This window comes from Paenibacillus allorhizosphaerae (genome assembly GCF_042659105.1).
Classification (GTDB): Bacteria; Bacillota; Bacilli; order Paenibacillales; family NBRC-103111; genus Paenibacillus_G; species Paenibacillus_G allorhizosphaerae.
In genome coordinates, this window is sequence record NZ_JBHSRV010000006.1 from 225,557 (window position 1) to 247,289 (window position 21,733).

A 21,733-nucleotide genomic window follows, 5' to 3' on the forward strand; every position below is an offset into this window, starting at 1 on the left:
GAACATTCCTCATTTCTTTAATGATCGCCATGAACTTTTTGAGACACGAGACTGTTTATATTATATAAGATTACAGAGAGCTGTACCTGGATTATTTTTCATCATCTGGTGCAACATTCCTAAATTTCATTGCGTCTGTTCATAAGTATGCCATACAGATTATTGCAGGAGGTACATACCGTTGCATTCTACGAAAACTAGCCATGCTCACCCGGAGATCAGGATGAAGGACTCCCATTTCATAGAGCTGTTGATCACGCAGCTTCGGCCGAAGCAGTGGACCAAAAATTTGCTCGTTTTTGCCGCATTGCTCTTTTCCTTCGAAAAAATATCGCTTTCGACCCTATCGGACACGATTGCCGGATTTTTGCTGTTCAGTTTGATATCCGGCTGCGTCTATATATTAAATGATTATGCGGACCGGGAAACGGACAGGTTCCATCCGGTGAAAAAGTACCGACCGATTGCTTCCGGTGCGCTTCACCCTCAGTTAGCATTGGCCTGCGGCGGAATAATATTGTTCGCTTCGATGATCGTATCGTATTTCATGAATCCGCTTTTCACCGGGCTGCTAGCCGCATATTTTATACTGAATGTGGCTTATTCCTTCAAACTGAAACATGTGGTCATTGCCGATATCATGATCATCGCGGCCGGATTCGTGCTTCGCGCCATTGCCGGCGGACTCGTCATTCATGTTACGATCACGCCGTGGTTTCTCATTTGCACGATGCTGCTCTCCTTGTTTCTGGCCATCGGCAAAAGAAGACACGAGCTGCTTCTGCTCAAACAAAACAAAGGAAACCACAGAAAAGTATTGGAGAAATACTCTTTTGCGCTGCTGGATCAGCTTTGCGCCATTGTGACAATGGCTGCGATTATCAGCTACTCGTTGTTCACCTTTACATCCGGGCGAACCATACACCTGATGTGGACCATCCCGATTGTCATTTACGGGATCTTCCGATATTTGTATCTGATTCATATCGAAGGCAAGGGAGGGTCTCCGGACCGGCTGCTGTTTGAGGACAAGCATATACTCGCTACCGTTATTTGTTATGTTGCCAGCCTTGTGCTTATTTTCGCGGTGTTTGAATAATGGGTAAAGCGTTGATGATCGTCTCCGCTTTTCTTACAGCCACGGGGCAGCTCTTTTGGAAATGGGGGCATACGAACCCTCTCTATACGGCTATCGGATGTATATGCTACGCCTTGGGGGCCTTGTTCATGATTAAATCATTCTCGCTCGAGAAGCTGTCTGTCGCCTATCCGCTTATGTGCTTCAGTTATATATTCGCCTTCGTTTACGGCGATCTCTTTCTCGGAGAACATTTTACTATACAAAAGGCGGTAGCCGCCCTGTTGTTAGGGATCGGAGTGACGATGACATCGTATGAGAAGTAGTTGGCCTTTTCTTTTGCTGTTTGTAATGACCTTGTTCGGGTCGCTTGGAAGCGTCTGTTTCAAATTGTACACTTCCCGGAAGAGCGTCGTCATTTTATTAGCCGGCTTGACGTTTTACGGGACGGGGGCGCTTTTGAACATTTACTTGCTCAACAAGCTTCCTTACACCATCGTAGTGCCCGCCAACGCGCTTACGTTCATCTGGGCATTACTGTTTGCGAAATGTTTTTTTAATGAACCGATCCGGGTGTACCAAATGTGCGGAGTCGGTATCATCGTTCTTGGATTGCTGATACTGTTATTGTTATAAGCTTCTCAATTATGTCTGGAAATGGCGGTTTAACAATGAATTTTATTCGATTTTTGCGGCAGAACAAGCAGGACAATCATAAAGCGACTATCTTGTTTGTCGTGTTATTTCTTTTCTATACGGCAATGAACGTGCCTTTTCTTAACTATATGGCAAGTCATGCGGAAATTCTTGCGCGGCATTCCCCTTTTTACGGGGCGCCGTTTACGCTTAATTTATTTAATTTCGATCCTTCCATGTACTATAGCTCGGGCAACACTTCCATCATCCATCCGTTTATTAATTTTATATCCGGTCCGTTGACCTACGCGGCCGGTCACTTGTTAGGCAATTGGCTATTTGCCGTGATGCAGTCCGCGATGAATGCGCTGAGTGCGGTCGTGCTCTACTATTTTTTGCGAAAAAGCGGTTCGGACAATAACATCGCCCTGCTGTTTTCATTATTTTTCGGTGTCAGCTCTTATACGATATTTACGGCCATGATTCCGGATTCTTATCCGTTTGCACAGTTTATTCTTATTGTATCCGTGCTGTATTTGCAATACGAGCGAACCCAGGAACATACAAACGTACTGCCGTTGGCCTTGCTGGGGCTGCTTAACTTTGCCGTAACTTCCACGAACGTCATTCCGTTTACTGCTGCATTGTTGTTCCATTCGGTTAGCTTGCGCAACAAAAAAAGCATGAAATCCTTCGTCGCCACCATGTTGAGTTTTGGGCTGATGGTCGTCGTTGTTACCGCAGTGCAGCTTGTCCTATTCAGAGGCCAAACCTGGATTACGAGTTGGGTGCAGAGCCTGAATAGCGGTGGATTCAGCTATGTTGCCCCCTTTTCTTTCCATCAGCATTGGAAAGTATTCCATATGATGGTCGCAAGCCCGGTGTTGACGCCGAACATTACGCTGATCGATCCGGGGATCACCGCGTTCGTTACCGATCTGAACAACCCGTTTCCAATATACGTTTACGTGATCGCGCTCTCGCTAACGGTTATGGCCGGACTTGGATTTGTTAAGACAATGCGATCCAGAGAAACGTGGACGCTTGTCCCGTTTATTTTATTCGCCGTTTTCTTGCATATTGTCGTAGGCTTCGGTCTCGCCGCGTTTGAGTACGATATGTACTTATATGCCGGGCATTATTTATTCACTTTGTTTCTGCTCAGCGGAAAATACGTTACAGCGATCGAACGCGGCTCTGTCCAAAAAACATTGACGTTTGTTATTTTAATATTCGTCCTTGTAACGGTTGGCAACAACATCTTGAAACATACGGCGGCGCTCCATTACATTCAAAATGCTTATTCCATACTGAACGATGCGAGTGCACTCAAATAGGAACGGATCTGAACGAGCTTCCTTTGACGAGAGCGTCTGCGATCCGCTGCCGAACGCATCCCCAGTCAGAATGGAAGAAGGGTCCCGGAAGGACCCTTCTTCCGCTTACTCGGCCGCAAAAGCTTCCGCCGCGAAACAAAGATAATAGGCAAGCCCGGTTTGCTGCGACTCTAGCATATGCCGGTGAAACTCGTCGCTCACAAAAAAACGCGTTTGCGCCGCAAAATCCGAAGCGGCAGTAACCGTTCCGCTGCCGTTCATATAATCCAGATGCTTGCGGATCAGCAGCCGAACATCCTCGTGGTCGTAACGAACCCCGTTCACCAGCCTATCTGCCATTCCTTTCATAAATTGCATCGCTTCCATTGCCTTCTCGTTCATTTCATCTACATCGATCGTTTTTTCTTCCAGCATGTCATAATCGTATGTCTGCTTCAAATGCCGGTTTTGTTCCTCCAGCGCCGCTTTCCACGCTTCCTCGCTTTCAAACCCTTTGAACATGTTCGACGTATCCATAGATTCTCCTTTCGCGGCGCACTTCAGCGCCTCGTCCATCGTTTGAATCAAACGCTCCAGTCTGTGCTTGCGCGCCACCATCTCGTTTTTTTGTTCCGCCAATAATTCGGGACGCTCGGCCGGGCCTTCGAGCAGACGCTTGATTTTTTCCAGCGGGAAGTCCAGTTCCCGATAAAATAAAATGTGCTGAAGACGCTCCAGCTCTTTCATCCCATATAGCCGGTATCCCGCTTCGCTAGTCTCGCAAGGCATCAGGAGACCGATCTTGTGGTAGTGATGCAGCGTTTTTATCGTGACGCCGGATAGCTCCGATACGTCTTTCACCGTATACAGCAAGCGGTTCGCCCTCCTTTCATCCTATACGATAACGTCTCCCCTAAGGTCAGAGTCAAGCGATCTTTAAAAGGAATTTGCGGTAAAAGAAACAAGCCGAGCGGCGCTACGCTCGGCTTGCTGTGCGCGTTCTACCAGGCGGGCAGGACGATGTCCGTAACTTTCCCGCTGCGGCTCGATTCGTTGGCGTAATGAGCCAACGCTTGCGTTTTCAAATAATCCCGTCCGCTTGATTCGCTTTCCCGGCCTTCCTGCAGGCTGCTTAAAAACTCGGTCAGTGTATCGGTCACTCGCAGCTCGCTAAAATCGTTATACTTGACCGGCTCGCTGCCATCTGTCCGATACACGGTGAATTGCTTACCTGTCACTTGAACCACGCCTTCGGTTCCCTCGATCCGCCAATTCGCCCCCCACTCGGTAGAAGGCCCTCTGGACGCAATCGAACCGGTGTAGCTGATCGCGATGCCGTTATCCAACTCCAGAAAAAAATTCAGGTTAATGTCGGCCGGCTCGCTGCTCCAGCTTCCGATCGGATTAAAGTTGCGGGCAAAGATGCGCGACCCTTCGCGGCCCGTCAAATAGCGAATCATATCCAAATGATGTATCGCGATATCGTCGAGCAAGCTGACCGTATATTTCCGCTCGGTATGATGATACCGGTAAAATTGGACGTCGATCGTCGTCATCCGGCCGATGATCCCTTCCTCAAGCAGCGTCTTCAACCTGCGGATATAAGGAAACCGCCTGTAGTTTTCCGCAATCATGAACGGAATGCCTTCTCTCACCGCCCGCTCGACCACTTGAAGCGATTCACCGTAATCGAAGGAGATCGGCTTCTCGCAAAGCACCGGCAGCCGTAAATCAAATGCCCTGTTGTTAATCGCCGTATGCACCATCGGCGGCGTGACATTCACGACGAAATCCGGTTTCTCCTCCTGAAGCGCTTCCTCAAATGACAAATAAAAAGGCGTGTCCTGTCCCTCCAGCTTGCTCTTCATCGCGGCGTCCGGCTCCGCTACGGCAACCGTGAGACCGCCATTATTGATTAGTTTTTTATACATGCTGAATCCCGCGACACCTAATCCCGCCAATACGACTTTCATCGACCCATCCCCTTCGCTGTCTCGATAACGACCGAACCTATCCGCCAGTCCATACGTTCTAAATTTTACCTAAGCATCCGCCGGATGTATAGATGAAGATCGGACAAATGAACACACGGATATTGATTCGCGATCCGGCCCCAATCAAGAGGCCGCAGAGCGGCGATTCCTAAACAAGGCCATCAACAAGTAGATGAGCGGCATGCTTTCCACCAGCAGCGCATATGTCGGCCAGACGTACATGATGAAATGGTTCAATTCCGTCGAGTTGCCTGCGGCATGAACGGAAAGCGTCAGCAAGATCGCACCGAATGAAAAAGAGAACGGTCTCGTATCCTTCAAACCAAAAAGCTGCGAGACGATCAGCACCGATATATATAGAAGAAAGCTGAGTTTAATAAACAACCCGGAGATCCAGATGGCGACGACGATCGGGTCCAAATTTTCGAGAAAGTCTCCGATGCGGATGAAGCGAATCATTTCAAGTACCGGATACGTCAATTGCGCCGTTAAATGCGAACCGAGTAGCAGCAAGCACATGATGAAATACGTCTCGATGAATAAAAGGGAAGAGAACGACGACCACAGCAGCGTCCGGAACGTTTTGTCGGAACGGGCCAAGTAAGGAAATATAAACAGCACCGCAAACATTTCGCCGAAGATGGCTATATACGGATACGTATCGCCAACGAGACGGCTCGCCTGCAGATGGGTTATCAAGGCGATCGCCCGCTCATAATTGAGCTCTCTTCCCACTAAGAACGGATTGAGCGAAGCGACGCTGAAAATAATGAAAAAAAAGCCCGAGGCACAGCGGAAAATGACTTCAATGCCCGATCTGACCCCGATGGATATCACGAATACGAAGATGGCGGCAACGACCCATTGAGGCGTCGAAGGCAAATAGATTTGTACGAGAAAATCGGTAATGTTTCGCAAGATCAAACTTGCAAGATGCAAAAAAAAGAAGCTGAACAATACCATTATGGCGATATGGAGCCAGCGGCCGACAAGCGCATGCCCGTAATGCGCCAAAAATTCATGCGGTCGCCGTTTTGCCAACGTGACCGATATGTATGCAACCAGCAAACCGGAGACATTGGCTGCAAGGAGCGCGAGCCATCCTCGATAAGCAGCTACGTCGGCAATCATGGGGACGATAAACCCGACGATCGTCGTGAAGTGAATTATGATGATCAACAATCCGAGTTGAAGCTGGGTGATCCGCTGCATCGAACGCCATCTCCTAATAGCGAATATTTTTCAGCACGGGGCTTAGCGCAAATTCGATCAGCTTGTTCGGGCTTGCGAAATCTTTGATGCAAAATACCGCCGACATATACAGGAATGCGGCTGCCAAAAAACATCCGACAATCCAGAACGTTCTCGTTCGCCGGTTGCGCTGCTTCAAATAATGCCACTCATACCAAGCCATTCCCGCGAAGACCAACGTAATTACGATCATTTCATACCCTCCCGCTGACGCTCGCGACGCTGGAGAACAACCGAGTTGTTCTCAACGCCCGTTCTTTTCACCGCTACCCTGGCGGTTACGTGGATCGGGCAGTTCTTATAGACGCTGCGCCAGCGATCCTTGTATTGAGACCATACTTTAGGATAGCGCCATTCGACATACCTTCCGAAACCGAACGCGTCCACTTCCTCATCCTTCGTTTTCTTAACCGCCTTCTCGATTCTGCCGGCAAGCTGCTCCGACAGCATTGATTCGAGCTTGGCAATCTGCACCGGATCCATCAGATCGATGTTGGATTCCGACGACATGACATCGTCTTCCGCCTCGATCGTCACATCAAAGCGAATCTTATCCCGCAGCACGACCGGACGTATTTTCGATTTGGAAGTCAGAATGATAAAGCTGACCGGCTTCCCGTCCGTCGGAGAGTTCAGCGAAATGACCGAGTTTTTCATTTTGCCCTGGATCCAAAGCGCCGCTCGCATCTCCGGCACCGTCAGTTTCCCGATCATTTTCGCGCCCTTAAACAAAGCTGCGCCGTCCGTTCCGACCCAGACGCTTTTCTTCCCTTTTTCGCTAAGCATTTCCATCTCCCCGATCGTCAGCAGGGCGGCAACGGTGTCCCCGCCTTTTCCTGCCGCTTCCAAAAAGTCTTTGACACTCGTATCGAGCGTCACCCGTCTTCTGGCAAATTCACGCAGCACCTCGTTTGGAAGCCGCTCGAAAACCGGGGTTAACTTGCTGATGTCTCTCGCCAGACCGGGGGCGACCATCAAGTAGCTTTTCGTATGAAAATTGGGTTCCCGGGCGACGAATTCCATCAGCGGATCCAGTCCCGCACGCGCCATGCGCTCTCCGACGACGATCACGCGGCAGTGCCCCCAGGACAGTTCCCGAGATAAGTCGGAACGTATTTTACGAATCGCGACGGGAATGCTTTCCGCCGTCTTCGTCAGGATCGTATAAGGGTTTCCTCCTTCAGACGAGACGCCCGACACTCCCCCGCTTATCGAGAGCCGGTTCGGCAAAGGAAATCCGAGAGACACTTCATAGCCGCCTTCCTCGGCCTTATCCATATAAATCGCCGTTACAAATGCCCTGTCGTTTATCTCGATTCTGGACCAACAGCCGGATAGCATTAATAGACACGCCGCCGCCGGCAGCAACCTCACGGCGATGACTCGTAATAACATCATGATTAGTCACCATCATCTTGTCGAATTGGCAATCTCGAGCGGGAACCGAGCCTTTTCCGATTGGCCGTGCCGTAAAGCATCGGTCGGTTTTTCATCAGCCAATGGGGAGCCCGCACGAGCACATCCTTCAAATCGCTGGTTACGAGCGGCGCCGTCGGCGACAAGTAAGGTGTGCCGAACGAACGCAGCGAGACCAGATGAATATAGATCAAAATAATGGCGATTATGATGCCGTACAAGCCGAAGCTGGTGGCAAGAAACATCACCGGAAACCGCAGCAGCCGGAACGTCAGCCCAAGGTCGAAATGCGGAATAATAAACGAAGCGATGCCGGTAATCGATACGACGATGACCATCGGAGCCGAGACGATGCCGGCTTGCACCGCCGACTGTCCGATCACGAGCGCTCCGATAATGGAAACGGTTTGTCCAATCGGCTTCGGAATCCGGATGCCCGCTTCTCTTAACGCCTCGAAGGTGATCTCCATAATCAGCGCCTCGACGATCGCGGGAAAAGGCACATTCTCGCGGGCTGCCGCCACGGTAATGAGCAAGTTCGGGGGAAGCATCTCCGGATGAAACGTAGTAACCGCGATGTAGACCGACGGCAGCAAAAAAGAAATCAACAAAAACAAATAGCGAATCCACCGGATCCATGTTGCCGCCACGAACCTTTGGTAGTAATCTTCAGCCGACTGAAGCAGCATGTACAACGTGACCGGAACGAGCATCGGAACCGGCGTACCGTCCACCATGATGCCGACTCTTCCTTCCAGCAGCGCCGCGCTGAACGTATCGGGCCGTTCCGTATATTGAACCTGGGGGAACGGAGAAAACGGATTGTCTTCAATGAAGTCTTCGATATAGCTGCTGCCAAGCACATTATCAATATCGATTCGCGACATGCGCTCCTTTACTTCATCCACCAGCTTCTTCTCGCAAAGTCCTTCGATATAACAAAGGGTGACGTTCGTATTCGTATACGTACCGAACTGATGATGCTCCATCTTGAGATCGGGATGCTTGATGATTCGCCGCACCATCGTCACGTTCGTCGCCAAATCCTCGACGAACGCCGCCCTCGGTCCTCGAATGACATTCTCGTTCTCCGCACTGGCAATTTGTCTTTTCTCTACCGATCTCATTGGAAACAGCAGCATTTGCGCTTCGTCATGAACGAGCATCACGATGGTGCCCTCAAACAAGGCATCCGCCGCTTTACGGATTTCCGTGACGGCCGTCATGCCTGCTACGGGGATTTGTCCCCGTTCCGCAATGTGACGGATCAGGCTGTCCGCGGAATCGAACGACTCTTCGAGCAGCAGCGGGGCGATCACCTGTTGTTGAAGCATTTTCTGATCGATCATGTTTTCGATATACAGGAATGCGCAAGCAATATCCCCCGGCAATCGAACTTCATGAATCTTGAAGTCGTCGCTATGGTTGAACGTGACCCGAAACCATCCGATTCTTGTAGGCAAATCGCAGCCGGACGGCGTAGGAACCGAAACATTTGGGGAAGAGCCGTTTAACATCCCTTTGCGCCGCTTAGGAAACCGGAGGAAAGAAAACATGAATGCACCTCGGCAGGCATTTTCTGTATAGCGTTCCAATGGTTGCAATGGTTTATGCAGTCCGTATCCGAAACGCATGGAATAAGCGATTCGAATCTGATACAATGTTTGGAAAGTTCCTTCGGGAGCTTATTTTTCTAAGGAGGTTGTTTGCATGGAAACGATGTATCGCATCAAACATGTTTTGGAGAAGCAAATCGGGGGTGATATATACTATGAACCCTAGGATCGTCAACGGCTCCCGTACGCATCTGGTGAACCAGCTTATTTTTTTTGACGAGCAGTACACTGATTTTATTCATCATTACTTCCCGGAACAGGGTACAAAGCGAGCGAATATGGAAAAAATGATCCGGAAATATGCGGGCATGCTCGAAACATTGCTGGAGCAAAGCGATACCGATCTGGCGCAATCGCTGAATTCCGTTACTCTGCTTGGGAGCCGCGCAAAGGTCGTTTACGAAGAAGACGGTTACGAGGACTCGTTCACCGTCGTGTTCCCGACGGAAATCGATCCCGATCAAAACCGGATTTCCTTTCTGTCGCCGATCGGCAAGCAGCTGCTGTTTGCCGCAGCCGGCGACCGGATGATATTGGAGACGCCGGTCGGCCGGCATGACGTTCGAATCGAAGATGTTAAGTTTGCGTACATTGGAGGCTTTTCCAAAGAGTAAACGCAACCGGCCTACAACGAAAAAGGAGAATCGCCATAGGCTGCATCCAGCGCCATGCGGTTCTCCTTTTATTGTGCGTTTTCATTTAAAAAGAAGGAATACGACGAGCAATAATAGTGCAACAACCGCCGATGCGACCGATAGATAAAGGAAAAACATCCGGTAAACGTACTCACGGCCTTGTTCATTGCTCTTGCCATGATTCGAACGAAATTTCATTCCAACTAATCCCCAGTATTATGATGTGTTTTATATACGACAAGGATGGCGCTTCGCTGGTATTCGCTTTTATCCGGCTTGCTTTTCAGCAATGTTCCGTAGCTGATGCTGATGAACTGCTCTTCCGTTATCGTTGCCAAAAATTCGTTCACTTTGTTCGCGGCAAGGCTGCTGTCCGAATCGACAAATTCTTTCACTTGAATCATGATTTTCGCCTCCATTTTGAGTTCGTTGCATGCGGTCCGATTTATACATTTAATGTAAAAATCGACCGGTAAGCAGTGAGGCATTCCGCTCTCAAACCGAGCGGAATGCCTCATTTGTAGTACCATAACATATCGGGTGAGGTTCGTCAATGAACATTACGACGAAGACGCGCAAGTCACGGTTTGTCGTCATAAAAAGGCCGCGGTTACGCCACCGTGCCACCTGATAACCCGTCCAATGCCAGCTTTGCCGCGCCCAGCATGCCGGCCCGGTTGCCGAGAGAAGCGGGCCGCACGTCGGCTTGTATGCCCGCAAGCCCGAGCGCCGAATGAAATGCCGGCCACCATAAGCCGTGCGCGTCGACAACGCCGCCGCCGATCACGATCGCTTGCGGATCCAGCCCGTTCGAGATATTCCCTGCGGCAACCGCCAGGCGAAAGACGAACTGGTCGACTACCGCTTTGGCGGCCGGGTCTCCAGCGTCTGCGGCGTTCAGGACGTCGAGGCCGCTTGGAAATGCGCGGCCGACCGCTTCCGAAGCGAGACGGACGAGCGCCGTGCCCGACAAATACTGCTCCATGCAGCCGCTTCGGCCGCAGTTGCATTCCGCACCTCCGGGCACGAGTACGGCATGGCCCCATTCGCCTCCGCTCCAATTCGCGCCTCGGATCAGCTTGCCGCCCGCCATGTTGGCTCCGCCGACGCCGGTGCCAAGCGTCAGCATGACGACGTCGTTCAAGCTTTGGGCGGCGCCGATCCATGATTCGCCAAGCAGCGCGGCGTTTGCATCGTTATCCGCAAAGGTGGGGCGCCCGAATGCCGCTTCCGCCCATGTTTTCAAGTTCAATCCCTGCCAGCCGGGGAGATTATCGGTGGCGTACACGACGACGCCGGTCTCCGCGTTCACCCTCCCGGCCGTGCCGATGCCGATGGCGGACGCCTCCGGACGATCGCGCAGCAGCGCTTCCACCGTCGATGCGACGGCCGCTAAAATTGCCTCGCGTCCGGCCTTGGCGTCCGTCGGGCGCTTCGTTTCGGCCAGCGATCGGCCTTCCCGGTCGCACACGATCCCTTTGACCGAAGTCCCCCCGATATCAATACCGATGACGTTCATCATCCACTACTCCTTCATGATCGGGCAAATGACGGCCTGTCGGGAACTTCGCTCCCATAGCCTCATACGCCTTGTTTTATACATTCAGGAATGCGCGCGAGGCCCTTCATTGCACGCCTGTTCGGCCGGTTGAGCGGCCTTCGCGGCTCTCCGGATGGCTGACGCGTACCGCTCTGCAATGAGCTGCGGACGCGTAATCGCCGAGCCGACGACGACAGCATACGCTCCGGCTTCCAGCGCTTGAACCGCCTGCGACGGGTCCCATATTTTTCCTTCGGCGATGACCGGGATCGACAATGCGCGAACAGCCTCCCGGATTAATTGAAGATCCGGCCCCGGATCTTGCGGCGAATACGGCGTATAGCCGGACAATGTCGTCGATACGCAGTCGACTCCGAGCGATGCGGCATACGCCGATTCCTCCAGCGTCGAAATATCGGCCATCATTTTCACCCCGCGGGAGTGCATGTAAGCAATCAGGCTCTCCAGCGTTTCCCCGGAAGGCCTTGGCCGGCGCGTGGCATCGAAAGCGATCATGGATGCCCCCGCTTCGATCAATTCGTCGACTTCCCGCCTGGTCGACGTAATATAAATCTCGCTGTCCGGGTAGTTTCGCTTCACGAGCCCGATCACCGGCAGCGGCACGGCCTGACGAATCGCACGCACGTCATCCGCCCCGTTCGCTCTGATCGCTGCGGCACCGCCGATTTCGGCTGCTTTGGCCATCTTGGCCATCACGTCGGAGCCATGCAGCGGCTCGTCTTCCAAAGCCTGGCACGATACGATCAGCCTGGCTCGAATCTGTTCAAAAAACGGATCACTCACTTGATTTCACTCCTGTTTATCGCGTTTATCGCGCACCCAAGGCCGGTCGGCCCGGCGGCGATGACGGTAACGTTTCCAGTCGGACGGTTAAACCCACTTCAAACATTCGGCTCCAAGGCATCCAGCAATCTTCGATGACGACCCGATGACGTCCGTCGTCCACATGATCTTTCGTAAAACGGCCCAGCTCCATGGCGACGATCGCCGCCACCTGCCCTTTCGTCCCATCCACGCCAAAATAACTAAGCCCGAGCTCCCGTACCGCTCCTTCGGTCACCTTCTTCCGGACGCAGGCGCAATATCCTGCATCTTCCGTATAGCGGAGCGCAAGAAAATCATTGTGCTTCGCGGTATGGCCGAAGATCAGGCAAATCATGCCTTGTGCAAGAACGGTTCCAAGCGTATTCGAGCTTGTGTTCCAGCCCGCATAGCCGGCGAGCCGGAACAGCAGCTCTTTCTGACGCAGCAGCTTGATGAGCTGCAGATCGGCTCCGTTCGCATACGCCACATCGGCGACGGCGCACGGCTTGCCGAGCACATGCACCGCATAGTGCGCATACTCCGTCAGCTCGATGATATTGCGCAGCACGTGATAGCCGGCATTCGGCGCCGCTTGCGCTTCGGCTTCCGCCATCGTCTGGCCGGGCGTGTTGACGAGCAGTACAAGATCGGCGTCCGCCGCACATTCGGCCAGCATGCCGCCCGCAGCCAGTATATGATATTTCAGGCTCTCGTATAGAAGCCGGTCTTCATACAAAGGCGTGACAAACGGTCCCTGTAAACTCGAAAAACGCGGATAGACGGTCGGCATCCGGCGATGAGCCCGGTTAACCATACGGGCGAGCAGTGTACAGCCCGCTTCGTCGGCTCCGGGATACATATAGGCGTGCAGCTCCACATTCAGCTCCTGAATGCGCGAGCGGACCAGCTGCTGGTCGATCGCCGTCCAGCCGTAAGGAGCCGAATCGTCCTGCGGCACGATCATGAAATCGATCGTCCCGTCCTGAACATAGCTCAGCGCCTGCCGGTTCACTTCGCGGTTGACGGCTCTGCGCCGCAAATAATCGTCCAGAACCGGCTGAGGCAGCTTCTTGCCGATCTCTGCAAGCTCCGCGCGTTCTTCTTCCGTGGCAACCCCGGCATCCAGTTTATGGCGAATGTATCCGGTGCGAAAAATTTCTTTTCCCCAATGTTCGTAATAATCCGGCTCTTCATCGCTCGACGAATAGCGCGGGCAGCGCATAATCAATTGAAAGGCGTATACGGTAAGCCGCGGGTTGCGCGCCTTCAGACGCGTCAGTCCTTTCAGCCGTTCCACGCAAGCTTCCGCCGAATGCGTGTGCAGGCGCGAAGGAATAATGCCGCCGTACAGCAGCAGATCAAGCGATAAAATAACCCCGTCGGCGTCAGACGCCTCCTGCAGTAGCCACTGCCACAGCCGGTCGACAAGCGCCGGCCGCTTCTTGAGCCCCATCAGCTCAGGCCCCGGCCGGACGAGGCGAATATCGGTTCCTTCGGCAAGCAGAGCCGGAAAGGCGTAGTTGCAAGGCCGCTCGTCGAGCGGCACATAGACGATTTTTTTCCCCATTCCCGCTTCCCCCATCAAGCATTGGCCGATCATGACAATAAATGGTATGATTGCCTGTCAAAAGTATAGCACCAAAAGAAATATTTCTCCAGAATTATTTATAAAAGTGGCGTATTTTTTCTTTTTGACACAAAAAAAATTCCGGCCTTTGCGCATGGAGGCGAGTCGCTTCCATCCGTGGCCGGATTGTATTTTATTTCTTATTTGTTGCCTTGAGCGTACGCGGCCCACTTCTCCAGCTCGTTTGTACAAATCAACAGAGTCGGGTACCGGCTGAACCGCGCCATATCGCTGTCTTTATCCACTGTATACGGGATCAATACCGCTCCCTCGCGTTCGCAGATTTCCAGAAACTCGTCGGAAATGTACGGGTGCTGCACGGAAATATACCGGCAGCGTATATCCTTCATGAACGGAAATAGCGCAGGCGATGTGCCGTGATTGATGACGCCGAGCTCCATGCGATCGTCCAGTTCCCTCGCTCTGGACAAAGAATAGTGATCGAAGGACGTAAGAAACGTCTGCTCGCGCATATCGAGCCTTTTCACCGTATCGAGTACCGCTCGTTCCAGCCCCGGATACAAATCGCCCATTTGTTTCAGCTCGATATCGACGATCAGCTTGTCCTTGAGCAGCAGCAGCGCTTCTTCCAGCGTCGGGATTTCCTCCGTTCCGGCAATGCGGAACTCCTTCAGCTCCGCCAGCGTCAAATCTCTGACCCGGCCCTTTCCGTCCGTCGTCCGGTCGACGGACGGATCGTGAATGACGACGGGAACCCCGTCCTTGCTGAGCTGAACGTCCAGCTCCAGATGCGAATAGGACAGCTCAACCGCCGCACGGTACGAGACGAGCGTATTTTCCGGATAACGTTTCGGGTAGCCCCGATGAGCAACGCCTCTAATGGTCATGATTGCCGCCTCCCATCGAGCCGCTGCCGATGGCGGCGAACCGCTCCATCGCTTCCACGACGCCGTCTCCGTAGCTGTTGCGGCATACGTATGACGCCTGCCGAATCAGTTCGTCGTGACTGTTGGCCACGGCCACGCCGATGCCCGCCTGCTCGATCATGTCCAGATCGTTCAGCTGATTGCCGATGTTCATCACTTCCGACGGTGCGACGCCAAGGTGCACCATCAGTTTTTTGAGCGCCTCCCCTTTGCTCTGCCGGGCGGGCATAATTTCAAAAAAATGATCCTCCGACTGGACGGCTGCATACTCGCTCGCAAAGCCGCTCCGGTGGCGGTCCCATAACGGCTTGATCCGGTTCATCTCGCCGATCAAAACCACTTTCTGAACCGGCCGGTCAGGCCACGTTTCATCCCCGGAATCGAGCGGGATGCAAGGCAGCCCTTCCCGCTTCACAAAGTACTCCGTCTCCGGCGTGGCACGCAGCGTCCGGATGCCGTCCTCGCCAAACAGCAGGACGGTCACTCCCGCCTGATCCGCCCCAAGCAGGAACGGCGCGATTTCCCCAAGCGGCAGCTGCGCCGTCTCCCATATTTTATGACGATCGGCAATGACGCAGCCGTTGCACAATATATACGGAATATCGATATCGAGGCTGTCGACGATAGGTTGTGCGCTGGGCCCGAACCGGCCGGTAGCGATCGTGAACAGGCCGCCCGACGCCCGAAATCGCCGAACGGCGTCGATGACGGAATCGCTCAATCGATTGTCTTCCGATAGCAGCGTTCCGTCCAGGTCGCTCACAATTAAGCGAATAGAGCTCATGCATGTTTCTCCCCTTTGTTTGAACCGCACCCGGTTTTTTCTGTCCAATGATGTCGGCAAAGCAGCACTCCGATGTTCTAGCGATTCTGCTCGCTTACGTTATACATGGCTTATGCCACTGCGTCCCGCTTACCCTGCGATGCTGCCGGCGTGCATCGAACGAACGAAATGAACGCCGTTCGGACCGCCGAACGTCAGCAGCGAATGCGTAAGCAGCCTGCCGCTTGATGCGTGGACGATGCCGTTCAACAGCGTCCAAGGCGTAACGGCCGTTGCGGCAAACACGCTTTCGTCGGTCGCGACCAAGTCTTGAAGCATCAGCCGTCCCGCCGGCTCGGACAAGCCTTCAGCTTCGTAATGTTTTCCATGCCAAGGAACACGAATTGATTTCCGATTGCGGTCCCAAAGCTTGATACAGGCGCTGCTCGCCGTCTATTATTTTTTGCACTTTCCGCTCGGACGCACCGCCGTCAAACTCCGCGTTCAGCCATGCCTGCACCACATGCTTGGCAAGCTCGGAGCCGATCACTCTGGCCCCCATGGTCAGCACCTGGGCGTTGTTGCTCTTTCTCGCGCGCTCAGCCGAGTACGTATCGTGACAAAGCGCCGCACGGATACCCGGCACTTTGTCCGCCGTAATCGTCATACCGATCCCCGTGCCGCATACGAGTATGCCTCTGTCGAACAAGCCCTGCGCAATTTGTTCCGCTACCGCAAACCCGACGTCGGGGTAATCGATTTGCTCATTGCCGTCGGAAGGGCCGAAGTCTACGCATTCCACGCCTTTTTCGCCGAGGTAGCTTTTAATGATCTCCTTTAATGAATAACCGGCCTCGTCGGCCCCAATCGCTATTCTCATCTCGACAGCCTCCATCAGGTAATATAGGGCGAACCAACCATGAACCGTGAAAATGAACTCTGAAGAGTAAGCAGTAAACAGTGACCCGTGAAACTTATAATTGATAAATTGGGAACCGCAGGTGAAAGATGAACATGCGCCACTCAAGACGAGCATGTGCCGCTAAGGAATAAGAATAACCTTCAAAGAATTGACGCCTTTCTTCACAAGCTCGAACCCTTTTACGTATTCTTCAAGCGGGAGCTGATGCGTTACGACCCCTTCCGTCGGCAGCTTTCCGTTAGCAATGCCTTCGATGACCGGAGGATAACAATAAGGGCCGAGATGGGAGCCGAGAACGTCGAGCTCCTTGCGGTCGCTGATAATGCTCCAGTCAACGGTCACCGGATCTTTAAAAACGCTGAACTCGACAAACCTGCCGAGCTTGCGGATCATGGCAAGCCCCTGCTCCACCGATTTGGGATGACCTGTCGCTTCGATATAAATATCGCAGCCGTAACCTTCCGTCATCCGCTTGATTTCGGCGACGACGTCCACTTCTCTGGGGTTCAGAACAAGATCCGCGCCGAACTTCTTCGCGAGCTCCAGCCGATCCTCGAACAAGTCGAGCACGATGAGCTTCCCCGGACCGACCATCTTGGCGGCTCCGACCATCCCGAGTCCGAGCGTTCCCGCTCCCGAGAGGACGACGACATCGCCGAGCTGAATTTGCGCCCGCTGTACGGCATGGAATGAGCACGCATACGGCTCGATCAAAATCGCTTTCTCCAGCGGAAGATCGCGAGGGACTTTGTAGTTGATCGCTTCCTTCGTAAACTTCATATATTCGGCCATGCCGCCGTTCACGTTATTCTGAAAGCCGTACAAATCGTGCTTCTCGCACATCCAGTATTGACCGCGCTTACAAAAGCGGCAATCCCAGCAAGGTACGATCTGCTCGGAGATAACCCGTTCCCCGATCTCGAATCCTTGCACGCCTTCGCCGATTTGTACGATGCTGCCGATAAATTCATGTCCCGGAATCATCGGCGCCTTAATATATGGCGGCTGCGTCGCATCGCCCCAGAAGCTGGGCGCTCCTTCGTATGCTTTAATGTCGCCGGCGCAAATGCCGCAAGCCTCCACCTTAATGACGATTTCGCCCGGCCCCGCTTGCGGCACGTTTACCTTCTCCAGCCGGTAATCGCCCGGGGCGTAAGCGACAATCGCTTTCATTGTTTCAGGGATATCCATGTTCTGCATGAGATCGCCTCCTTTAATAATCAATAATGAAACCATGGCTGGCGCGCGTAAACATAACGGTTATTTATTACCATTTTTGCATCACACCTTGTATTTGTCAATAAATTTTTTGATTTTTACTGTTGTTTATTATCGTTTATTTTCATTTATAGTTATTTAATCTTAAAAATATAACTTAAAACGTTTTGTTTACGCGACATTCGGCATTATTTTATTGATTGAACTTTTTTGTTTTGTTATAATTTTAATAAATATTCAGTAATGGGAGATGCGATGGATGTTAGCACCTGAACGCCGGAACCGGATTATGCAAATATTGAATCAACATAAGCAGCTCCTGGTCAAAGACGTGTCGCTTGAACTTGGCGTTTCCGAAGGGACGCTCAGGAACGACCTGAAAATATTGGAGGAAGACGGCCTGCTGGAGAGAACGCACGGCGGAGCGGTACTGCCCAAGCCCCCGACGCAAGAATACACGTTCCATTCCCGAAGCCAGGTGAATCAAACGGAGAAGATGATGATCGGCAAGGCGGCGGCGGGTCTTGTGCAGAACGGTCAATGCATCATTCTCGACGCCAGCTCCACTTCGCTTGAGCTTGCCAAGCATTTGATTCAATACGATTATTTGACGGTCGTCACGAACGGATTGGCCACCGCGCAGGAGTTGACCCGCAACCCGCATATTAGCGTCATCGTGGTAGGAGGCGTCCTGCGACCCGGCTCCAGCTCGCTGGAAGGGCTGCTTGGTAAAGGGCTGCTGTCGCAAATTCACGCGGATATTTTCTTCACATCCGCGCGCGGTTTCACCTTAGCCGAAGGATTGACCGATTTCAGCGTGTATGAAGCCGAACTGAAGAAGTCGATCGTCTCGAATGTGAGTAAAGTCGTCGCGCTGCTGGACCATACGAAGCTTAGCCGCAGGTCGATCGCTACGTTTGCGGAGATGTCCCAGATCGATACGATCATTACCGATCCCGGTGCAAATCCGGATTTCTTGAAGCAGTTAAAGGGCGTCGAAGTCGTGATCGCCGATCCGTTGTAAGTCTTGCGGCATGCCAAAAAGTCAAGGTTACGGTTGGCGTATCCTTGACTTTTTTTGGGGTTAGGCGTTTTATTTTTTTTGATAATGCAAGAGGACCACGTCGTTTTCAAACGTTTCGCTGCTCTTTAAGCGCATGGGGACCATCGTTTCCATCCCGTTAAACAGCTTTTCGCCTTGCCCCGCGACTACAGGATGAACGAACAGCCGCATTTCATCAAAAAGCGTATTTTGCAAAAATAACCGCCACGTTCTTATTCCGCTTTCCACAGATATATGTTTGCCTTCGCTCTGATGTTTAAGCCTCTCGATGTCACGGATAAAAGTTTCGCGGTCTTTCATAAGCAGTTGCTGCGAATTATTCCATACAAGATCCATATTGGAATGGGTAATGACCACTTTCTAGATCTCGTTTATTTTTTTGGCAAACGCGCGTTCAAGCGCGGACTCGGACGACTTCTCCGCATGGTGCCAATATTCCGCCATCGAAAGATACGAATTGCCTCCTACCACAACCGTATCCAGCGTATCGTAATACGCAAGGGCGTCTTCTAGAATATGATCGCTTATTTGCATCCACCGCTCTAGGTCCGAAACGACGCCGTCAAGCGACATCTGCATGTACAAAACGATGTTCCCCATCCTCAATCACCCTTTTGGCGAAACGGAATGAGCTTACGCACATTGTCATCCTTCAGCCAGATGCCTCCCCAGACCAATATGGCGATATAGACCGGGAATAAAATATGAGAAAAAAGCGGATTATCCAACCGAACATGTGTCGCGATCGCTCCGCCGAAATATCCGGTTAGCAGCACTGCCCCCAATACCGATGTGCGGGGAATGGCGTACAAAATAGTAGCGATCAGTCCCAGCGCCCCGATCACCACGATATGATGCTCGGCATAACCGAGTTGCACCGTTCCTTCCACGACAGGGGCCGGCATCATAAATTTCGAAATGCTGTCGAACAACATAAACAGCAAAGCCAGTCCGTACATCACTCTCGCCGTCCAAAGACGGCCTTTCGATATTGATTTCGTCATGATTCATTTCTCCTTTTCGCCATTGTACATGGTCAATTGTTCTGATACCGTTACATTATCATAAACGCATCACGGATGTTTCTTCTGAATTGCTAAAATGACATCCGAGTCCGATTCAGCCCGCCCGTTTCATAAAAAGCAAATGGACAAAAAAAAGCGCCGTATCCGTACGGGATACAGCACTTGTTGAATGATATCCAGAGGGAATTAGCCTACTTCGCGCAGCGCATTCGTGAAGGCGGACAAAATGAGATGCGCCGATGCCGCCCCGGGATCGATATGGCCGGTTGATCGCTCGCCCAGACGGCTGGAACGGCCGAGCTGCGATACGAGCGCCGCCGTCGAACGCATCCCTTGCTCTCCCGCACGCACCGCCTCGTCGAGGCTGTCGATCAATCCTTTGCCTTCGCTTCTGGCAAGCCGCAACGCTTCGATGGCGGGCAGCCACGCATCCATCATCGTTTTATCGCCGAGCTTTGCTTTTCCGCGATCCTGAATGCCTTGCACCGCGACCGCCCAAAATTGTACGACGTCGTCTTCCTCAAGTTCTGCCTTCCCTCTCAGTACGGCGCCGCCGCGCATGAAAGCCGTCGCGTACAACGGGCCGACCGACGATCCCACCGCGTTGAGAAAAGACATCGCCACTTCATTCAGCAATGCGCCGCAATCTTCTCCGCTATGCTCATCCAGCTTGTGCACGATCGCCTGCCAGCCGACCGACATCGTAACCCCATGGTCTCCGTCGCCGACGGCCCGGTCCAGCTCGGACAATTCGTCTTTCTTGCTCTCGATTTGCGCTGCCACCGCGCGCAGCAGTTGTTTCCATTGTGCTATCGTCAGTTTCATATGCGTCAGCCTCCCGTTTCATCCAGCCGTGGCAGCGGGCGTTCCGCCGGCATCCGCTGCTCATGTTTCCATTATGAATAATTTTTGTGTTCGTTTATTTCTGTACATAGAGCGGCGTATCCGCCGGGTGATCGACCATTTCGGCAAGCTCTTCATCAAGCTTCATGATCGATACAGAGCAGCCTCCCATCTCCAGCGAGGTGACGAATTCCCCGACGAAAGAACGGTGAATCTCCACCCCAAGGTCCGCGAGCAGCCGGGATACGCGCCGGAAGACGATGAACAGCTCCATATGCGAAGTGGAGCCGAGCCCGTTGACTAGGACCGCCACGCGGTCACCGGCAGCAAGCGGCATATCCTCCGTAATGGTCGAGAGCAGCGCCTCTGCCACCTCATCGGCGGTTCCCAACTTGCCTCGTTTCACCCCCGGTTCGCCGTGAATGCCAAGGCCAATTTCCATTTCATCGTCGCCCAGCACGAAGCTTGGTTTGCCGGTCTGCGGAACGTAGCACGGCGACAAAGCAACACCCATCGTACGAATGTTGGCATTTGCCTTCTGCGCCACGCGCACGACTTCATCCAGCGTGTATCCTTTGTCCGCAGCCGCGCCTGCCGCCTTGAATACGAGGAACCCTCCGGCAATACCCCGCCGGCGATGCGCTTCCTCCTTGGAGGCGGACGCTACGTCATCGGTGACGAGCACCGTTTCCACGCGAATGCCCTCTATGTTCGCCAGCTCCGCTGCCATATCGAAGTTCATGCAGTCTCCCGCATAATTGCCATACATATATAGAACGCCCGCGCCGCCGTTCACCGCCTTGGTCACCTGCAGCACCGGGTCCGGCGGCGGGGAAGCGAATACGTTCCCGACCGGCGCTCCGTCTGCGAAACCGGGACCGATCAGTCCCATAAAGGCCGGTTCATGACCCGACCCTCCGCCGATCACGATCCCGACTTTACCCAGACGCACCAGCTGCGAGCTGACGACGGAGCGTTTGTTTTCGGCGCATATTCTCACATATTGCGGATAAGCTGCGGCGTAGCCTTCAATCATCTCGTCGACTACGTCGTTCGGTACATTCATTAGCTTCTTCAT

26 protein-coding genes are annotated in these 21,733 nt (G+C 52.8%); 6 read left to right on the top strand and 20 right to left on the bottom strand.

Annotated features, from left to right (window positions below; all coding sequences use genetic code 11):
• The first annotated feature begins 223 nt into the window (after window positions 1-223).
• Genes ACFQI7_RS22475 through ACFQI7_RS22490 form a run of 4 tightly spaced genes read left to right on the top strand, consistent with a single transcriptional unit; the run spans window position 224 to window position 3,051 of the window.
• The gene (locus tag ACFQI7_RS22475; protein ID WP_218102887.1) at window positions 224-1,099 is read left to right on the top strand and encodes a decaprenyl-phosphate phosphoribosyltransferase; all 876 of its coding nucleotides are present in this window, start codon (window positions 224-226) and stop codon (window positions 1,097-1,099) included.
• A gap of 14 nt (window positions 1,100-1,113) precedes the next feature.
• Complete coding sequence (locus ACFQI7_RS22480) at window positions 1,114-1,404, top strand: EamA family transporter (RefSeq protein WP_230415655.1); 291 nt, start codon at window positions 1,114-1,116, stop codon at window positions 1,402-1,404.
• Window positions 1,394-1,714: an EamA family transporter gene (locus ACFQI7_RS22485; RefSeq protein ID WP_218102841.1), complete on the top strand. Its 321-nt coding sequence runs from the start codon at window positions 1,394-1,396 to the stop codon at window positions 1,712-1,714. Before ACFQI7_RS22480 ends, ACFQI7_RS22485 begins: the two co-directional genes overlap by 11 nt.
• A 35-nt stretch (window positions 1,715-1,749) precedes the next feature.
• A complete protein-coding gene (locus tag ACFQI7_RS22490) occupies window positions 1,750-3,051 on the top strand; it encodes a DUF6080 domain-containing protein (protein WP_218102840.1) in 1,302 nt (433 codons plus the stop codon).
• Between the two features lie 105 nt (window positions 3,052-3,156).
• Here ACFQI7_RS22490 and ACFQI7_RS22495 read toward each other — a convergent pair whose 3' ends face one another.
• The 6 genes from ACFQI7_RS22495 to ACFQI7_RS22520 form a co-directional block, all read right to left on the bottom strand.
• Entirely contained in the window at window positions 3,157-3,903 is a 747-nt protein-coding gene (locus ACFQI7_RS22495) for a MerR family transcriptional regulator (RefSeq protein ID WP_218102839.1), read from the bottom strand.
• 128 nt (window positions 3,904-4,031) lie between these two features.
• Window positions 4,032-5,003 carry a Gfo/Idh/MocA family protein gene (locus ACFQI7_RS22500; RefSeq protein WP_218102838.1) on the bottom strand — a complete coding sequence of 324 codons (972 nt, stop codon included), beginning with the start codon at window positions 5,001-5,003 and terminating at the stop codon, window positions 4,032-4,034.
• Window positions 5,004-5,147: 144 nt separating this feature from the next.
• Window positions 5,148-6,236 carry a GerAB/ArcD/ProY family transporter gene (locus ACFQI7_RS22505; RefSeq protein ID WP_218102837.1) on the bottom strand — a complete coding sequence of 363 codons (1,089 nt, stop codon included), beginning with the start codon at window positions 6,234-6,236 and terminating at the stop codon, window positions 5,148-5,150.
• 13 nt (window positions 6,237-6,249) lie between these two features.
• The gene (locus ACFQI7_RS22510) at window positions 6,250-6,468 is read right to left on the bottom strand and encodes a hypothetical protein (protein WP_218102836.1); all 219 of its coding nucleotides are present in this window, start codon (window positions 6,466-6,468) and stop codon (window positions 6,250-6,252) included.
• Complete coding sequence (locus ACFQI7_RS22515) at window positions 6,465-7,673, bottom strand: Ger(x)C family spore germination protein (protein ID WP_218102835.1); 1,209 nt, start codon at window positions 7,671-7,673, stop codon at window positions 6,465-6,467. The genes ACFQI7_RS22510 and ACFQI7_RS22515 overlap by 4 nt, the downstream gene beginning before the upstream one ends.
• A 2-nt stretch (window positions 7,674-7,675) precedes the next feature.
• Entirely contained in the window at window positions 7,676-9,247 is a 1,572-nt protein-coding gene (locus ACFQI7_RS22520) for a spore germination protein (RefSeq protein ID WP_218102834.1), read from the bottom strand.
• A 215-nt stretch (window positions 9,248-9,462) separates the two neighbouring features.
• Between ACFQI7_RS22520 and ACFQI7_RS22525 the strand changes: the two genes are divergently transcribed.
• Entirely contained in the window at window positions 9,463-9,921 is a 459-nt protein-coding gene (locus tag ACFQI7_RS22525; protein ID WP_218102833.1) for a GreA/GreB family elongation factor, read from the top strand.
• A gap of 224 nt (window positions 9,922-10,145) precedes the next feature.
• On the opposite strand, the gene ACFQI7_RS22530 is transcribed toward ACFQI7_RS22525, so the two are convergent.
• The 9 genes from ACFQI7_RS22530 to ACFQI7_RS22570 form a co-directional block, all read right to left on the bottom strand.
• Complete coding sequence (locus ACFQI7_RS22530; protein ID WP_218102832.1) at window positions 10,146-10,346, bottom strand: sporulation protein Cse60; 201 nt, start codon at window positions 10,344-10,346, stop codon at window positions 10,146-10,148.
• Between the two features lie 206 nt (window positions 10,347-10,552).
• On the bottom strand, window positions 10,553-11,464 hold the full coding sequence (locus tag ACFQI7_RS22535) for an ROK family protein (RefSeq protein ID WP_218102831.1): 912 nt from the start codon (window positions 11,462-11,464) through the stop codon (window positions 10,553-10,555).
• A gap of 81 nt (window positions 11,465-11,545) precedes the next feature.
• Complete coding sequence (locus ACFQI7_RS22540; RefSeq protein ID WP_230415647.1) at window positions 11,546-12,286, bottom strand: N-acetylmannosamine-6-phosphate 2-epimerase; 741 nt, start codon at window positions 12,284-12,286, stop codon at window positions 11,546-11,548.
• A 25-nt stretch (window positions 12,287-12,311) separates the two neighbouring features.
• On the bottom strand, window positions 12,312-13,874 hold the full coding sequence (locus tag ACFQI7_RS22545; RefSeq protein ID WP_218102830.1) for a DUF4127 family protein: 1,563 nt from the start codon (window positions 13,872-13,874) through the stop codon (window positions 12,312-12,314).
• A gap of 200 nt (window positions 13,875-14,074) precedes the next feature.
• On the bottom strand, window positions 14,075-14,782 hold the full coding sequence (locus ACFQI7_RS22550) for a glycerophosphodiester phosphodiesterase (RefSeq protein WP_218102829.1): 708 nt from the start codon (window positions 14,780-14,782) through the stop codon (window positions 14,075-14,077).
• On the bottom strand, window positions 14,772-15,605 hold the full coding sequence (locus ACFQI7_RS22555) for a Cof-type HAD-IIB family hydrolase (protein ID WP_218102828.1): 834 nt from the start codon (window positions 15,603-15,605) through the stop codon (window positions 14,772-14,774). Before ACFQI7_RS22555 ends, ACFQI7_RS22550 begins: the two co-directional genes overlap by 11 nt.
• Window positions 15,606-15,734: 129 nt before the next feature.
• Window positions 15,735-15,947 (bottom strand): fructose-bisphosphatase class II, encoded by a 213-nt coding sequence (locus ACFQI7_RS22560; protein ID WP_218102827.1) that lies wholly within the window; start codon window positions 15,945-15,947, stop codon window positions 15,735-15,737.
• Between the two features lie 4 nt (window positions 15,948-15,951).
• The gene (gene rpiB, locus ACFQI7_RS22565) at window positions 15,952-16,464 is read right to left on the bottom strand and encodes a ribose 5-phosphate isomerase B (RefSeq protein ID WP_218102826.1); all 513 of its coding nucleotides are present in this window, start codon (window positions 16,462-16,464) and stop codon (window positions 15,952-15,954) included.
• 162 nt (window positions 16,465-16,626) lie between these two features.
• Window positions 16,627-17,706 carry an MDR/zinc-dependent alcohol dehydrogenase-like family protein gene (locus ACFQI7_RS22570; RefSeq protein ID WP_218102825.1) on the bottom strand — a complete coding sequence of 360 codons (1,080 nt, stop codon included), beginning with the start codon at window positions 17,704-17,706 and terminating at the stop codon, window positions 16,627-16,629.
• Between the two features lie 277 nt (window positions 17,707-17,983).
• Between ACFQI7_RS22570 and ACFQI7_RS22575 the strand changes: the two genes are divergently transcribed.
• On the top strand, window positions 17,984-18,748 hold the full coding sequence (locus ACFQI7_RS22575) for a DeoR/GlpR family DNA-binding transcription regulator (RefSeq protein WP_218102021.1): 765 nt from the start codon (window positions 17,984-17,986) through the stop codon (window positions 18,746-18,748).
• Between the two features lie 69 nt (window positions 18,749-18,817).
• Here the strand turns inward: ACFQI7_RS22575 and ACFQI7_RS22580 are convergent, their stop codons facing one another.
• The 5 genes from ACFQI7_RS22580 to ACFQI7_RS22600 form a co-directional block, all read right to left on the bottom strand.
• Window positions 18,818-19,144 carry a dihydrofolate reductase family protein gene (locus ACFQI7_RS22580; RefSeq protein WP_230415489.1) on the bottom strand — a complete coding sequence of 109 codons (327 nt, stop codon included), beginning with the start codon at window positions 19,142-19,144 and terminating at the stop codon, window positions 18,818-18,820.
• Window positions 19,145-19,147: 3 nt separating this feature from the next.
• Window positions 19,148-19,387 (bottom strand): hypothetical protein, encoded by a 240-nt coding sequence (locus ACFQI7_RS22585; RefSeq protein ID WP_230415492.1) that lies wholly within the window; start codon window positions 19,385-19,387, stop codon window positions 19,148-19,150.
• A 2-nt stretch (window positions 19,388-19,389) separates the two neighbouring features.
• On the bottom strand, window positions 19,390-19,791 hold the full coding sequence (locus ACFQI7_RS22590) for a DoxX family protein (RefSeq protein ID WP_218102022.1): 402 nt from the start codon (window positions 19,789-19,791) through the stop codon (window positions 19,390-19,392).
• Window positions 19,792-19,998: 207 nt separating this feature from the next.
• Complete coding sequence (gene dhaL / locus ACFQI7_RS22595; protein ID WP_218102023.1) at window positions 19,999-20,637, bottom strand: dihydroxyacetone kinase subunit DhaL; 639 nt, start codon at window positions 20,635-20,637, stop codon at window positions 19,999-20,001.
• A gap of 94 nt (window positions 20,638-20,731) precedes the next feature.
• Window positions 20,732-21,733, bottom strand: coding sequence for a dihydroxyacetone kinase subunit DhaK (locus tag ACFQI7_RS22600; protein WP_218102024.1), 1,002 nt, complete (start codon window positions 21,731-21,733; stop codon window positions 20,732-20,734).